The 15,275-nt window shown below is 63.8% G+C and carries 12 protein-coding genes; 4 read left to right on the top strand and 8 right to left on the bottom strand.

Translation table 11 applies throughout. From position 1 onward, the window contains the following. Positions 1-181 precede the first annotated feature (181 nt). From QYM46_RS11295 to QYM46_RS11285, 3 genes are all read left to right on the top strand, one after another. Positions 182-1,000 (top strand): IclR family transcriptional regulator, encoded by an 819-nt coding sequence (locus QYM46_RS11295; protein ID WP_432789007.1) that lies wholly within the window; start codon positions 182-184, stop codon positions 998-1,000. A 63-nt stretch (positions 1,001-1,063) separates the two neighbouring features. Then, positions 1,064-2,014, top strand: coding sequence for an AAA family ATPase (locus QYM46_RS11290; protein WP_432789006.1), 951 nt, complete (start codon positions 1,064-1,066; stop codon positions 2,012-2,014). After that, the gene (locus tag QYM46_RS11285) at positions 2,014-3,732 is read left to right on the top strand and encodes a cobaltochelatase CobT-related protein (RefSeq protein ID WP_432789005.1); all 1,719 of its coding nucleotides are present in this window, start codon (positions 2,014-2,016) and stop codon (positions 3,730-3,732) included. Before QYM46_RS11290 ends, QYM46_RS11285 begins: the two co-directional genes overlap by 1 nt. A 147-nt stretch (positions 3,733-3,879) precedes the next feature. On the opposite strand, the gene QYM46_RS11280 is transcribed toward QYM46_RS11285, so the two are convergent. The 8 genes from QYM46_RS11280 to QYM46_RS11245 form a co-directional block, all read right to left on the bottom strand. Further along, positions 3,880-5,451 carry an APC family permease gene (locus QYM46_RS11280; RefSeq protein ID WP_432789004.1) on the bottom strand — a complete coding sequence of 524 codons (1,572 nt, stop codon included), beginning with the start codon at positions 5,449-5,451 and terminating at the stop codon, positions 3,880-3,882. A gap of 15 nt (positions 5,452-5,466) precedes the next feature. Beyond that, on the bottom strand, positions 5,467-6,549 hold the full coding sequence (locus QYM46_RS11275) for a phosphotransacetylase (protein ID WP_432789003.1): 1,083 nt from the start codon (positions 6,547-6,549) through the stop codon (positions 5,467-5,469). A 10-nt stretch (positions 6,550-6,559) separates the two neighbouring features. Next, entirely contained in the window at positions 6,560-7,951 is a 1,392-nt protein-coding gene (locus QYM46_RS11270) for an aspartate aminotransferase family protein (protein ID WP_432789002.1), read from the bottom strand. Between the two features lie 157 nt (positions 7,952-8,108). Further along, positions 8,109-9,617, bottom strand: a complete 1,509-nt coding sequence (locus QYM46_RS11265; RefSeq protein ID WP_432789001.1) for a PLP-dependent aminotransferase family protein — start codon at positions 9,615-9,617, stop codon at positions 8,109-8,111. 12 nt (positions 9,618-9,629) lie between these two features. Continuing rightward, complete coding sequence (locus QYM46_RS11260; RefSeq protein WP_169252569.1) at positions 9,630-10,523, bottom strand: universal stress protein; 894 nt, start codon at positions 10,521-10,523, stop codon at positions 9,630-9,632. A gap of 122 nt (positions 10,524-10,645) precedes the next feature. Further along, positions 10,646-11,428 (bottom strand): IclR family transcriptional regulator, encoded by a 783-nt coding sequence (locus QYM46_RS11255; RefSeq protein ID WP_432789000.1) that lies wholly within the window; start codon positions 11,426-11,428, stop codon positions 10,646-10,648. Between the two features lie 13 nt (positions 11,429-11,441). Further along, on the bottom strand, positions 11,442-12,812 hold the full coding sequence (locus QYM46_RS11250) for an MFS transporter (protein ID WP_432788999.1): 1,371 nt from the start codon (positions 12,810-12,812) through the stop codon (positions 11,442-11,444). After that, positions 12,809-14,080 carry a hydroxyacid-oxoacid transhydrogenase gene (locus QYM46_RS11245; RefSeq protein WP_432788998.1) on the bottom strand — a complete coding sequence of 424 codons (1,272 nt, stop codon included), beginning with the start codon at positions 14,078-14,080 and terminating at the stop codon, positions 12,809-12,811. The genes QYM46_RS11250 and QYM46_RS11245 overlap by 4 nt, the downstream gene beginning before the upstream one ends. A gap of 271 nt (positions 14,081-14,351) precedes the next feature. Here QYM46_RS11245 and QYM46_RS11240 point away from each other — a divergent pair, with 271 nt between their 5' ends. Continuing rightward, positions 14,352-15,272 (top strand): patatin-like phospholipase family protein, encoded by a 921-nt coding sequence (locus QYM46_RS11240; protein WP_432788997.1) that lies wholly within the window; start codon positions 14,352-14,354, stop codon positions 15,270-15,272. Positions 15,273-15,275: the final 3 nt, after the last annotated feature.

Below are 15,275 nucleotides of genomic sequence, written 5' to 3'. Positions count from 1 at the left end.
CCACTACCTTGTGGTCTCGGTTTTGTGTTCATTTCACTTCGAAAAGCGGAACACCTCGAATCTACGAGTCGAGCTCCTCGGGTGTCAATAGAGTTCCGGAAAAGATTTCGTTTGGTACTATAATTCGAGACGGAATGATTTTCGGGACGAGGCCGACAGCGGGCCGGAGAGGCAGGAGACCATGGATGATCTGGCTGAGCCTGGGTTCGACGAAGGCGTGTCACTCGCCGGGGAGACTCCGGCGCTGAGGCTGGTGTCGCTGTTGGAGTTCATCTCCACCCGCGACCAGATCTTCACGCTTCAGTCTCTCGTCGTGCAGACGGGGCTGCCCAAACCCACCCTCCACAGGATGCTCCAGCAGCTCGAGGGTGCGGGACTGCTCACCCGGCACAGCGACGGCCGCCATTACGGCACCGGAGCGAGACTGCGGAGAATGGCTGAGGACGTTCTGCTCAATGACTCGAGACAGGGAGCGCGGCGGATGATCCTCTCCCAGCTGTCCGAGGAAGTCGGTGAGAGCTGCAACCTCACCGCAGTCTCCGGCGATGAGGTCATCTACCTCGACCGGGTCGAGACCTCACACCCGCTGCGCGTGCATCTTGAAGCCGGCAGCCGCGTGCCGATCCATGCCTCGGCCAGTGGGAAGATGATCGCCTCCCAGTATGGGGAGACGCCGCGCTGCAGACTGCTGAGCAGTTCGCTCTTGAGAAGGTTCACGCCGCACACTCTCACCGATCCGGCAGAGATCGAGGCCGAGCTCGACGCGGCTCGACGCTCCGGGTATGCCCTTGACCGGCAGGAATACCTCGAAGGTCTCGTCTGCCTTGCCGTGCTCATCCCCACCGACATCGGTCGGTCCAACCAGGCACTGGCAGTTCAGGCCCCCGTGATCCGAAAGTCGATCGACGATCTCGTCGAACTCCTGCCGGTGGTCCGAGAAGCCGCGCAGCGCATGGCTGTGCTCGATGAGATCGATCGCGCCGACGAGAACTCGGCCTGAACCGCGGCCGGCCGACCGGCTGCCACAGTCAGGCTGAACCACGACCACGAAAGGACGGCGCTCATGGCCGACGTTTCAACACTGCGAGAACTGTTCGGCATCGATGCCGACATGCCCGTGCCGATGCTCGAGGACGACAGCGATCTGATCCCGCGCATCGATGAGAACTACCGCTTCGACCCTGAGGTGACCCGAGCGATCCTCGCCGGATTCTCCCACGGATCCCGTGTGCTCGTGCAGGGACTGCACGGGACAGGGAAGTCCACGCACATCGAACAGATCGCCGCCCGCCTCAACTGGCCGCTCATGCGCGTCAACCTCGACGGGCAGATCTCGCGGTCCGACCTCGTGGGCAAAGACCAAGTCGTCATCGAGGACGGCCAGCCCCGCACTGCCTTCGAAGAAGGTGTGATCCCCTATGCGCTGACGAGGCCGATGGCGCTGGTCTTCGACGAATACGACGCCGGCCGCCCAGAGGTCATGTTCATCATCCAGCGACTGCTCGAACGCGACGGCCTGTTCACCCTCACCGAGCAGAACCGGGTCATTCGGCCGCATCCGCACTTCCGGCTCTTCGCTACGGCGAACACGGTCGGCCTCGGCAATGTCAACGGCCTCTATTACGGAGTCAATCGGCTCAACCAGGCTCAACTCGACCGGTGGAACATCATCGCCTCGCTCGACTATCTCGACCCCGCCGAAGAACTCCTCGTCGTCACCGGACAGGTGCCGGAGGCAGCGACCAAGCTCGGCGAGGCGACGGTGGCGACGATGATCGAGGTGGCGCAGCTGACACGCAGCGGTTTCGCCGCCGGCGACGTCTCCGCCCTCATGTCACCGCGCACAGTCATCTCCTGGGCGGAGAACTCGGTGATCTTCGGCGATGTCGAGTTGGCGTTCCGGTTCTCCTTCCTCAACCGCTGCGACTCGACCGAGCATCCGCTCGTCGCGGAATACTACCAACGCTGCTTCGGCGGTGAGCTCGACCTCGACCACGCGGCGACGGCAAGCTGATGACAGACCTCGGTCAACAGTCGGCGACGCCGCGTTCGGCCCGAGAGGAGCACGACCTCGAACGGCGGCTGGCCTCGGTGTTCAGGGCGCTGAGCCAGGACGCTGACGTCGACCTGTGGGCGCACCGACCGGCCGATGCGAACGGTCTGCTGCCGATGAACGCGCCCCATCTCTACCCTGACCCTGCCCGATCCGAGCTGCCCTCCCTGCGCGGAGCCACGGACGCCATGGCCATGCGTCGAAAGTGGAGTGATCCCGAACTTCACCGACAGATGCTCCCCGCGGCGCGGGAAGAACGCCTCATCGTCGAGATCCTCGAACAGTTCCGGTGCGAATCCCTGGCTCGACAGGCAGGCGTCTGCAGCAACCTGTCTCAGCGACATGCGCACTGGCGCAGCGAGTATCTGCGCAGCCGTCTGCACGAAACCCACCTCGGCATGCTTCTGTACACGGTCATCCTCGTCACCCGGTCGGTCGTGAATCGCGAGCCGATCGGTCGGGAGGACTCCGACCTGGTCGAAGAGTCCCGGTTCGAACTCTCACCCGATCTCGGGCCCTTCCTCCTTCCCCTGCGCAATAGCCGACACGATCAGCGGGCCTTCGCCGAGGTGGCCCGCGACCTCGCGCACACGCTCGCCGGCCGGATAGCCGCCGTCGAAGAGCGAGAACGCACGCGGTCCGGGGCGCGCGAGCGTCATGCCGCCCCGAGCCTGCCGTTGGTATTCGACATCGCCGAGGACCTGTTCGCTCCCGTCCCGGAGGGAGCCGGTGGGCAGCTCCACCTCGCCCGCGGCTACCGGGCGTGGACGACGCGGTTCGATCGGGAATCGACCATCGCCGAGGTGGTCCGGACGGAGAGTCTGCGCAGCGGCCGGACCGCCATCGCCGCCGAAACGGCACGTCGGTCGGTGCCGTTGGCGCCGGTCATTTCCCGCCTGCACGGTGTCGTCGAGGCAGCCAAGGAGGCTCATGAACTTGTCGACTCCGAGGACGGGGTCCTCGACCCCTCTCGGCTGACACGGCTGATCACCTCTCCTGGCGACCCGCGCGTCTTCCGCGGACGTTCGCAGCGGGCCGAGACCGATTGCGCCGTAACTTTCCTGCTCGATCTCTCGGGGTCGATGAAGCCTCATGCGCTCGGACTCGGCGTGCTTCTCGATGTCCTCGTCACGGCCCTCGACCGGTTGGATGTGACCACGGAGATCCTCGGGTTCACCACCAACGCGTGGAACGGCGGACGCGTGAGAAGCGAGTGGAAGAAGGCCGGCTCGCCCGAGCGGCCGGGGCGGCTCAACGAACTCCATCACCTCGTGATCAAGTCCGGAGCGTCCTCGTGGCGGCGGACGCGCACCCACCTCGGCGGGCTTCTCAAGACCTCGCTGTATCGGGAGGGCATCGACGCCGAAGCCCTGCGCTGGGCGGTCGACAGACTCCGCAGTCAGCAGGCGGCGAAATCGGCCGTGGTCGTCATCAGCGATGGGCTGCCCGCAGACTCTGCCACCGCCGTCGCCAACGATGACGACTACCTCGCCCGGGACCTCGAGACGACGGTGGCCGGTCTGCGGTGTGCCGGCGACCTCGGCATCCTCGGCGTCGGCATCGGCACGGACCCCGGTCTCATCTACCCCGCCAGCGTCGAACTCGATGCCGAATCTCTGGGGGATCGGGCCTCGGTGCGGGCGATCGTCGACGGGCTCCGCTCCGTCCTCGGTCGCTGAACGACATACCAGTACGAGGGGCGCGAAGGCCCAAGCTCGTCTGAACACCGACCTCGGTGGTCGAACCGACGACAGCGGTCGGCCCACTGCCAGTGATTCCTGGCAGCGGGCCGACCGCTGTGCTGTCCGGGGCTGTCCGGAATCGTCTCAGCCGTCCGCGGACAGGCGTCCTTCGCGGCGCAGCTGAGCGCGTTCGCTGAACCGGGTGACGGCTGGGCGATCATCACCGAAGACGAGGCGATCGACCTGATGATCGGTGAGTTTCCTGTTGTGCCGGATCCGGGAGAGGAAGAACACGACTCCGATGACGATCCAGACGGCCAGGGCGATGAGCGACTGCGGTCCCAACGCACCGGGAGACCCCGGGATGAGCAGGAGCAGCATGAAGACGACCGCGATGACCGCGCCGACACCGGAGAGCACCTTCTTCGTCGTCGAGTACATTCCCGGCAGAGCCTTGGGATCCCGCGCCTCATGGGTGGGGCGGAAGATCCGGAATGCGCACAGACAGGTGTAGAGGTAGGCGATCGTCACGCCGATCGAGGACATGTCGACGACCCACGTCAGCGCCGCGCGTCCGAACCAAGGGCTGATGAGGCAGACGATGAGGACCGCGATGATGCCGACGTAGGGGGTCTTGTGCTTCGAATGCAGGCGGGCGAAGATCGGCGGGATCATCTGTGCGCGTCCCATGGCCATGAGCACTCGGCTGGCCGAGACATAGAAGCCGTTGAGTCCGGTGCTCACTCCCATGGTGATGGCGATTGCGAGAAGCAGCAGCCCGGAGCCGCCGATGACGCCGGTTACCGCGTCGGCGGTGCCCCAGGCCGATCCCGAATTGGCCAGGGCCTGCCACGGTTCGGCCATCGACACGGACACGATCATCGCCATATAGAGAGCCGCAGCGGTGACGATGGCCAGGACGATGAGGCGCAGCGCCTTGGACGGTGAGAAGTCGAACTCCTCGGCCGCCTGCGGAACATTGTCGAAGCCGATGAAGGCCCAGGGAGCGATGGCGACGATCGCGATGATCGCAGCGACTGGGCTGACGCCGTCGGGCAGCGCGGGAGACATATTGCCGAAATGGGTCGTCGGGCTGGCGATCACGGAGATGATGATCGCAGCGACCGCGATGATCATCAGCACGCAGGCCCAGTACTGGACGCGACCCGACAGGGCCGTGCCGCGGATGTTGAGGACGGCGAAGACGATCAGTGCTGTCACGGAGATGATGATCTCCGGCAGATACACGTCCCAGCCGGCGACCGTGTAGAGATAGCCCTGCTCGATGACCGAGGGCATGATCTTGCGGAACAGCAGTGCCAGGGCGGAGGCATTGAGTGCGACGATGCAGACGTAGCCGAGTGTGAGGAACCACCCGGCGAAGAAGGCATGCACGCGTCCGTAGCCGATGAGTGCATAGGCCAGCTCACCGCCGGAGACGGGGAAGGTGCGGATGAGGAAACCGTAGCTGACGGCGATGACGAGCATGAGCCCGGCGCCGATGGTGAATCCGGCGAGTGTGCCCAGGGGACCGCCCATGGCCAGCCAGTCGGTGGGGAGGATGAATGCTCCCCAGCCGACTGCCGAGCCCAGGGCGATGGCGAAGACCCAGCGAGGCTTGAGCGTCTTCGCCATCCTCTCCGGCTGCTGACCGTCCCCGGCCCCCGGCGGTGAGGAGGCGACGTTCTGGGGTGGGTTCTCTATTGATTTCGACATGGCACCTTACTTTCGTCACTTCGTTGTGAAGGTATGGGCAGTGGATGTGGTTCGCTGTTGGGCGTCTGCCGCAGGAGTGAGCGCCTGCAGGCAGGTGATGAGACCGACGTTGACGATGTCGGAGACGCTTGCCCCGCGAGACAAGTCATTGATCGGTGCGGCGAGGCCCTGCAGGAGGGGGCCGAAGGCGGCAGCTCCGCCGAGGCGCTCGGCGATCTTGTAGCCGATGTTTCCGGCTGCGAGGTTGGGGAAGACGAGCACGTTCGCGTGGCCGGCGACTGCGGATTCGGGGCACTTCGACTTCGCCACGGATTCGACGATGGCTGCGTCGAACTGCAGTTCGCCGTCGACTTCGAGTTCGGGGCAGCGGCTGCGAATGTGCTCGATGGCCAGTCTGACTCGATCGATGTCGGAGTGTTGGGCCGAACCGGCCGTGGAGAACGAGAGCATCGCCACGGACGGATGCTGATCGGTGATGGCAGCGAAGGTTCTCGCCGTGGCGATGGCGATCGCCGAGAGCTGCTCGTCGTCGGGGACCGGGATGACCGCGCAGTCCCCGAAGCCCAGATATCGTCCGTCGCGCAGGCGCATGAGGAACGAGGAGCTGAGCAGAGACGAGTCCGGAGCGAGCCCGACAATCGACAGCCCTGCCCGAATGACATCGGCGGTGGGCCGGTCCGCGCCCGCGACCGCTGCATCGGCCAGTCCTTCCTTGACGGCCGCGGCAGCGAGGAAGACGGGATCGGTCAGCCACTGCTCGGCGAGTTCGGGACGCTTCCTCTCTGCGCTGCTGCGGATTCTCTCCCCGGTCCGGCCGGCGGCGAGCCTTGCCGGATCGTCGACTGACCAGCCGGGGTCGGCATCGGTGATGCCCAATTGCCTAGCGCGGTTCCGGACCTCGTTCCCGTCGCCGATCAGGATCGGCTGGACGCCCACCTCGGCGAGGGCGCCGGCAGCGCGGAGGACACGCTCATCGTGGGACTCGGCGAGGATGATCCTCGGTCGAGACCCGCGACCGCGCAGCCCGAGCATCCGATCGCGAAGCATCGGGTCGATCGTCACGGGCTCGAGTTCGCGCGCTGCCGGCGTCTTCAACATGGTGCATCCCTCAGACCGCAGCCGACAGGGCAGATACGCCGAGGTGCTTGTCGACGGCCCCCATGACGTGGTCGACCTTGTCGAGTAGGTCGTCGAGGACGGTCTGGTCGGCGACCAGCGGCGGCGAGAGGACGAGCATCGTGGCCCCGCGGTTGTCCGGGCGGGTGATGAGTCCGACTTCCTTCATCGACGTCGGAATCACTTCGGTGAGCACCTGCTTCGAGGCTTCGGGAGTCAGCTCGGCCCCGGTGTCGCGGTCGGCCATCATCTCGATGGCGTAGAAGAATCCGGTGCCGCGGTATTCCCTGATGCACCGGTAGGAATCGGCGATCCGGTCCAGACCGTTCTGAAAATACGGCTCGAGGCTGCGGACGTTGCCCGGAATGTTCTCCGTCTCCAGCGCCGTGAGATTCGCGCTGGCGACAGCAGTGGCGACCGGATGACCGCCCCACGTGGCACCGTGGGTGAAGACCCCGGCACCGGGGGAGTCGAGCAGCGCCTCGGCCAGGGGCTTGCGGATGATGACTCCGCCGAGGGGGAGGTAGCCCGAGGTCGAACCCTTGGCGAAGGTGATGAGGTCGGGGACGACGTCGAACTTGATCGAGCCGAACCATTCGCCCAGACGTCCGAATCCGGTGATGACCTCGTCGGCGACGAGGAGGATCCCGTGTTCGTCGCAGATCTTGCGCAGCTCCTGCCAGTAGCCTTCGGGCGGGACGAGGGCTCCGCGTGAGTTCTGGACGGGCTCGGCGAAGAGGGCGGCGAAGGTGTCTCCGCCTTCCCTGTCGATGAGTTCTCTGATGGCCTGGATCGAGGGCAGGTCAGTTGCGGTGCCGCCTGCCGGAACCTTTTCGCCGAGGGTGTTGGGCACGTGGAAGACGCCGGGCATGAGTTCGCCGAAGGGCTCCTTGTACGCGGGGATGCCTGTGACGGCGAGAGCTCCGAGGGTGGTGCCGTGGTACGCCATGTCTCGGGCGATGATCTTCGTGCGTTCGGGCTGTCCCTGCGACCGGTGGTATTGGCGCGCGAACTTGACGGCGGATTCGACTGCTTCGGAACCCGAGTTCACGAAGAAGACGGTGTCGAGGTCGCCGGGGGCATGGCCGGCGATGCGGGTCGCCGCATCCACTGCGGCAGGGTGGGCTGAGCCCCAGTTGGTCCAGTAGGACAGACGGCTCATCTGCTCGAAGGCGGCAGTGGGGATGTCCTGGCGACCATGCCCGATGTTCACGCAGAACAGTCCGGCCAGACCGTCAAGGTACTTGTCGCCCCGCTCATCGGTGAGGTAGCTGCCGTGGCCTTCGACGATGATCGGGAGATCAGCGTCGTTCCACACCTTGCCGGTGGTGAAGTGGGGAAAAAGGTGCTGCTGGGCACGATTTGCATAATCCGAGATCGTCACGCGAACCCTCCATTCGAACTGTCTGGGTCGGTACGTCGAGGCGTCCCGACTCCGGCACTCCTTCGTTGGTGTGCTTGACATCACTCTCGCGATTATCTGGTTCCGAATGAAGTCCCAGTCCGTTGCGAGTTATTTGGTGCCAGTTGGCAGGGGAGGGTCAGTAGTCGGTGAGGGTTGCGTCGATCGCCTCGGCGAGGAGTCGTACACCGGGTTCGATGGACCGGAGATCGATGGCCGCGAAGCCGAGTCTGAAGTTGTTCCGGTGGCATTCGGGGGAGAGGAAGAACGGATCGCCTCTCTCGATCACGACGCCTCGGCGCAGGCATTCGTCGGCGAGGATCTTCGCGTCGAGGCGGTCAGGCGCTTGGATCCAGACGCTGACACCTCCGGCAGGAAAGGGCACTTTCCACGGCAGATGCTCATCGAGCGCGGATGTGAGCGTTTCCCATTTGGTGCGCAGTTGGGTGCGGCGGCGCGAGATGGTCCGGTGGTACTGGCCGGAGTCGATGAGCAGCGCCATTGCGCGTTGAGTGTGCCCGGGGACGTGGCGGATGGAATAGCGTCGGTGGGTGCGCATACGGTCGATGAGCTCAGGCTCTGCAACGATGTAGCCGAGGCGCAGGCCGGGGGCGAGGAATTTGGAGAATGAGCCCAGGTAGATCACGTGCTCGGAATTGGGCAGGGCCCTGAGCGCTGGCGTGGGTTTGCCGCGGTAGCGGAATTCCGAATCGTAGTCGTCTTCGATGATGAGCGAGTCGGTCTCGCGCATGGTCGTCAGCAGCTGGGTGCGGCGCGAAGAATCGAGGGTGACGTTTGTGGGGCTGTGATGGCTGGGGGTGACATAGACGAGGTCGAGTCTGTTCGGGGGCGGGATCATTCCACGATCGTCCACTTGCAGCGGGAACAGCTGCCCGCCGACGCGGGCGAAGGCGTGTTTGGCATCGACGTAGCCGGGGTCTTCGACGCCGACGGTGGTATTCGGTCCGACGAGCAGCTGTGCCAGGAGGTCAAGTCCCTGTTGTGAGCCTGCCGTGATGAGGACATTGTCGGGATCGACGTGGATGCCGCGACTGGGCAACACTCGTTGACACAGCAGCCTGACCAGCAGCGGATCATCCTCGTCGATGGCATCGCGGACCGAGAACTGCAGATGTTCGGGTTCCATGGCGGTGCGCAGGGCTCTGGCCCAGGCGAGTCGTGGGAATTCCTCCGCATCCACCTGTCCGGCGACGAATGGGTAGGGGCAGGTCTGCCAGTTCTTCGTCTTCGTGATCTCCGGTAGGTGGATATCTCGGACGGGGCGAATCTTCTTCTCCCAATCGATGGGCGCATTCGTCCGGCGGATGCCGTCGCCGTCAGTGATGGCATCGTCGAGCAACTTGCTGTTGATGAAGTGCCCGCTGCGGGGCCGTGCTTCGATGAGCCCCGTCGCCACGAGTTCCTGGACGGCTGCGTTGACGGTGTTGCGTGAGAGCCCGAGCTCATGTGCCAGGTCTCGGGATGACGGGAGCGCCACATCGGGGCTGTAGGCGCCGGAGAGGATCTGGTGTTCGAGCGCTCTGCGCAGCTGCCGGTAGAGCGGCTCCTTCGACCGATGTGAGATCTCGATGGGGGCTCTGAGCGGCGCTTGGTCGTGGCTGCGGGCGTTGTCGGAAGGTGGTGTCATTGCTCGGAGGGTCTACAGTGCCAAGGTGTTCGTGTTCTCGCCGTACCCGACCGGGTAGCGAGGAATCACGACCATGGGAACGGGAATGCTGCGCAGCATCTTGTTGGCGGTGGCGCCGAGGAACAGCGACTTCGGTTGTGCGAGTCGGCTCGAACCGATGATGACGATCTCGCTGTCGTCCCAGCTCAATCTCTCGACCGCGGAGTCGACGGATCGCCCGTGGGCGACATCGACCATGACTTCGACCGCATCGTCGACCTGCTGGGACGCGCTCAGCAGCAGCCCTCGGGCATGGTCGGACGGTGAACGTCCGTCCGGTGAATGAGGCGGTGCGTCCAAGCCGATGAGCGAGACGAGTCGGAGCGGAACGTCGTGACGGACCGACGAGCTGACGGACACGTCGAGGACTGCCTCGGCGCCGACTCGCGTCCCCATCGCACATGTGAGCCGTGTCAGTCTGCTCGGAGGGAGATAACCCGACGGAGCGAGCGCGACGGGGACCGACGCGGAATGCAGCAGGGCATTGGCCACGGACCCGACCGTGAACCTTCTGAGCGGGCCGCGGCTGGCTGCCCCGACGATGATGAGGTCGCACGGTCCGGCGGATGCGATGTCGAGCAGGCCTTCTGCCATCGAATCGGCGAAGTGGATGGTGGCTGTGGACGTGATCGTCTTGGGGATGAGGTCGATGACCTTCGACAGACCCTCCTGCGCTGTGTCCTTGCGCAGCTGTTGGAACTCTCGCTCCTGAGCTGTCTGCGCGTGTTCAGGCTGTGGCCCCCGGATCACGTGGACGAGTTCGATTGCGACTCTGTGCGGAGCGACGACTGAGCGTGCCAGAGTGAGGGCCAAAGAGACGGCGTCTCTGTCGCGTCTGTCCAGAGTGATTCCGACGACGTAGCGCATTGAGTCTCCTTTGACCTGGTGCTCTGTATCTGTGTGGGGCGCGTCTTCCGCGTCCCGATTCGACTATAGGTGAGACCACTGGCCGCCGACAAAGCGCAGGTCAGAGACTTGAAGAGTGGCTCTCACATCGACAGCGGATGGTCGACGGGCACGAACCGGGAGACCTCTTGAGCGGCTCGGACTGCATCGGCTCCGAGCTGATGGAGGCGGTCGTCGTCCATTCTCACCGTCGGGCCCTGGATGACGATGGCGGCCTGCGCCTGGCCCTTTGCGTCGAGGACCGGGGCGCCGACGCAGCGGACGCCGTCGACGTTCTCCTGGTCGTCGATGCTGAAGCCGCGTGTTCGGGTGGAGCGGATCTCGGATCGCAGATCCTCGCGTGTGCTCAGCGTCCGGGATGTGACCGGTTCGAGCGCCTCGGGCAGGGCGTCCAGATAGTCGTCTGCATTGTCGGAGAATGCAAGGATAACCTTGCCCGAAGCGGTGGCGTACAGAGGAAAGCGGGCACCGACGCGTTGAACGAAGCGCAGGGGAAGGGTGGATTGGACGCGCGTCATGACAACGGATTCGACACCGTCACGGATGGCGAGGTTGATGGACTCCTCAGTCATCTCGTTGAGCCGTTCGAGGAACGGGATCATCTTGTCGATTCCGAAGCTTCGCTGCGCCGCTTGACCGAGAAGCACCGCACCGCTGCCCAGGTAGTAGGCGTCATTCCACGGATTCTGAGCGATGAGACCTTCGGCCAGCAGCGCTCTCGCGATGCGATAGACGGTGCCGGAGGACAGCCCCAGCTCCTCGGCGATGGAGGAGAGGGGCAGATCCGCCTCGGTGTCGGCGAGGAGCTTGAGAATGTTCAGCGCACGTCCGACAGCCTGAGTGCCTGCTGGATGCCCATTCACCATGCTCGTGAGCCTATCAGGGGCCGATCGACTCCTGGCGGCTGCGCTCAACGTGTCTGTCGTCTTCCCCATCGTCGGTGAACATGTCTCTGCGTCGGATCAGTATGGCCGAGACCGCGCTGATGACGGTGACGGCAAGGACGTAGACCATGATCGAGCCGAGATGACCGTCACTTTCTCGGAGGAGGAAGGAGAGGATGAGCGGTGTCATCCCCGAGGCGACGATGCCGGAGATCTGATAGACGACCGAGATTCCGCTGTAGCGGATCCAGGTGGGAAACAGTTCGGCGAAGAGCGAGGCTTCCGGCGCATAGACGACCGGATAGACGACGCCGAGCACGATGCCGATGGTGGCGAAGATGAGCACCGGGTTACCGGTGCCGATGAGCAAGAGGGCCGGGTAGGTGAGGACGCCCAGTGCGATGACACCGAGTGCGTACATGCGCCGTCGGTCGAAGCGATCGGAGAGTCTGCCCATGAGCGGGATGACCCCGACCATGATGACCGCACCGACCATCACGGCCGTCAGGATCGTTCCTTGTCTGACGGCCAGGCTCGTCGTGGCGTAGGTGATGATGAAGACCGCCCAGAGGTTGAAGGCGACGCCTTCGGCCCACCGTGCGCCCATTCCCAGCAGGATGTTTCGCCGGCTCTGCCTGTCTTTGACCAACTCCATGGCGGGAATCACCGCGCGTGCCTCTGCTTTCTCGAGCTTGGCAAATGCAGGTGTCTCCATGACTTTCAGCCGGATGAAGAGTCCGACGCCGACGAGGACGGCGCTGAGCATGAAGGCGACTCGCCATCCCCAGGTGAGGAATGAGTCATCGGACATCACTGCACCGAGAAGGGCGAACACACCTGTACCGAGGACCAGACCAACCGCGAGGCCGATCTGCGGGAAGCTGCCGTAGAGACCGCGTTTGCCTTTCGACGCGTATTCGACCGCCATCAGCACAGCTCCGCCCCACTCGCCTCCGACGGCGACGCCTTGGGCGATTCGACAGGTGACGAGGAGCAGGGGAGCGGCGAAGCCGATCGTTGCGTGGGTGGGAATGACGCCGATGAGGAAGGTGGCGATGCCCATGATCATCATGGTGGTCACCAGAGTCTTCTTCCGCCCGACCCGATCGCCGATGTGGCCGAAGACCAGTCCGCCGATGGGTCGTGCGACGAATCCGACGGCGAAACTGGCGAAGGCGAGAATGGTGCCGATGAGAGGATCGTCGTTGGGGAAGTAGAGCTTGTTGAAGACGAGTCCGGCGGCCATTCCGTAGAGGAAGAAGTCGTACCATTCGACGGTGGTTCCGACGATGCAGGACATCATGACGACGCGGATGTCCTTCTTCGTGAATGAATTGACGTCAGTTGGTCGGGGACCTGTACTCATAGTGACTCCCGGAAGATTCCTGTCAGCGCTTCGCGAGTGACCGGACGGGGCACGACGGCCATCTGTCGAGTCTGTTTGAGCGTGCCGTCGACGAGTTCGTCGATGTTGTCTTCTGTGTATCCGAACGTGCGCAGTCCGCTCGGCATGTCGATGTCACGCATGAGTTCGGAGAGAACGTGGGCAAGAGCATCTGCTCCATCAGTGCGTGTGAAGGTCTGACCGCTCAGCAGCTCTGCGGCACGAAGGTGCCGGTCGGGGTCGGCCGGGTAAGTCCAGCGGAAGACGGCGGGGGCGGTTGCCGAGACGGCTTGGCCGTGGGGGACCATGACCATCTCGGGATACCCTTCGGCCTGATAGTTCTCGACGGCCCCGGCGATGGGGTAGGCGTTGGCGTGGGGGAGATGGGTGCCTGCGTTTCCGAATCCGGTTCCGGCGGATGCCGAGGCCATGGCCATCTGGCTTCTCGCGTTGATGTCGCGGCCGTTCATCACGGCTTTGCGCAGGTTGCGTCCGACGAGTCTGAGTGCCTGTTCGCACCAGATGTCGCTGATGGGGTTCGAGCCGCAGAATGCCGGTCGTTTCGTCGGGTCGTTCGGGGCCGGTTTCGCGTCGAAGGCAACGCTTGTGTAGCTTTCGAGCGCATGAGACAGGACGTCCATTCCGCTGGCCGCAGTGACTTGGGCGGGAAGGGAGACCGTGGTCAGGGGATCGACAATTGCCATCGATGGGCGTAGCCGAGCATGGCTGATCGCTGCCTTGAGGTGCATGTCCAGAAAGTCGATGACGCAGATCGTCGTCGATTCTGAGCCCGTGCCTGCCGTGGTCGGTACGGCGATGAGTGGTTTCAGCGGCAGCCATGGGGCGGTGCCTTCTCCGATGGGCGGGGTCACGTAGTCGAGGAGTTCGCCGGGGTGTGTTGTGAGCAGATTGACGGCTTTCGCTGTATCGATCACCGACCCGCCGCCGATCGCAACGTAGCAGTCCCATTCCTTCTGCCGCGCCCAGCGGACCGCGTAGTCGATGCTCTCGTTGGTCGGTTCGATGCCGACCTCGTCGAAGATGTCTGCCGAAATGTCTTCGTCTTCCAGCTGCTGGACGACGTCATCGGGTATGCCGGTGGCGCGGACGTGAGCGTCAGTGATGATCAGGCATGACTGTGCGCCGAATGTCTTGATGTCTGAGTACAGCTCGTTGAGAGAGCCATTTCCGAACTTCAGGGGTGGGGCAGCCCACGTAAATACAGATTCGTTCTGCTGAGATGTGCCCATGCTGATGCTCCTTTGCATTCAGATGTGGGAAGGTTCCCCACATTGTGTCTCGACCCTAAAAGCTGAGAGCGCAAATGTGAAGCACTTCACAGGAGAAATTGGGCTGTTGGGCTGCGAACGTGGCAGACAGAACGTTGGTGGTAGCCGTCTGACCAGCTGATTTCTCAGTCAGCGGAAATAGGGGAGGACCCGAGAAATATCGGTGGCGACCGCTTGGCTTGGCATGCTGGCGAATGAACTCGATCGGATGATCATCGTTAAGATAGTTGGCATGACGGAAGCTTCGACCTCGACGCGAATCAGCGATACCGCTCTCATTTTCGAAGGTGGAGGCATGCGAGCTTCGCTGACCAGTGCCATGGTCGTCACACTGCTCAAAGCAGGACTGTCCTTCGACTGGGTCGCCGGAATCAGCGCCGGAGCATCGAACACGGTGAACTATCTGTCTGGCGATGCGTGGCGGGCCCGCCGGTCTTTCGTCGAGTTCGCTGCCGACGAGCAGTTCGGAGGCTTCCGGTACTTCGCGCGTGGCCAGGGCATGTTCAATGCTGAGTACATCTACCAGCAAGCTGGTGGGCCGAACGAGGCATTGCCGTTCGACTGGGAGGCGTTCCAGGCGAGCACAGGGGATATGCGGATCGTCGCGTTCGATGCAGAGTCCGGCGAGGACGTGGTGTGGTCGAAGGAGGACACACCGCACATCGATGACCTCATGGTTCGAGTCCGTGCTTCGTCAACGATGCCGGGTCTCATGCCTCCGGTGCACCTCGATGGGCACGTGTACGTCGACGGCGCGATGGGCGAGGACGGCGGAATCGCGTTGAGCCAGGCTCAGCGCGAGGGTTTCGAGAAGTTCGTCATTGTGCTGACCCAGGAACGTGGTTACCGGAAGGAGCCGCAGCGGTTCCCCGCAGTCTTTCGCGGCATCTTCCGAAAGTATCCGGCCTTGGCTGATGCGCTGCTGACGAGGTGGAAGCGCTACAACGAAACCCGCGAACGCATCTTCGAGCTCGAAGCGGAGGGCAAGGCACACGTCTTCGTCCCCGACCGCATGCCGGTCGACAACAGTACGCGTGACCTCTCGCGGCTAGCTGCTGCTCATCGGATGGGGCTATCGCAGGCGCGAGGGGAGTTGTCGGCGATGTTGGAGTTCATTGGGGTGACACTTCCGGCAGCCGAAACCGGCAGATGAGCC

The organism is Brevibacterium sp. K11IcPPYGO002, assembly GCF_050920635.1.
Taxonomy (GTDB): domain Bacteria; phylum Actinomycetota; class Actinomycetes; order Actinomycetales; family Brevibacteriaceae; genus Brevibacterium.
The sequence above is the reverse complement of the archived record's forward strand: the minus strand, read 5'-3'. Positions and strand labels throughout refer to the sequence as shown.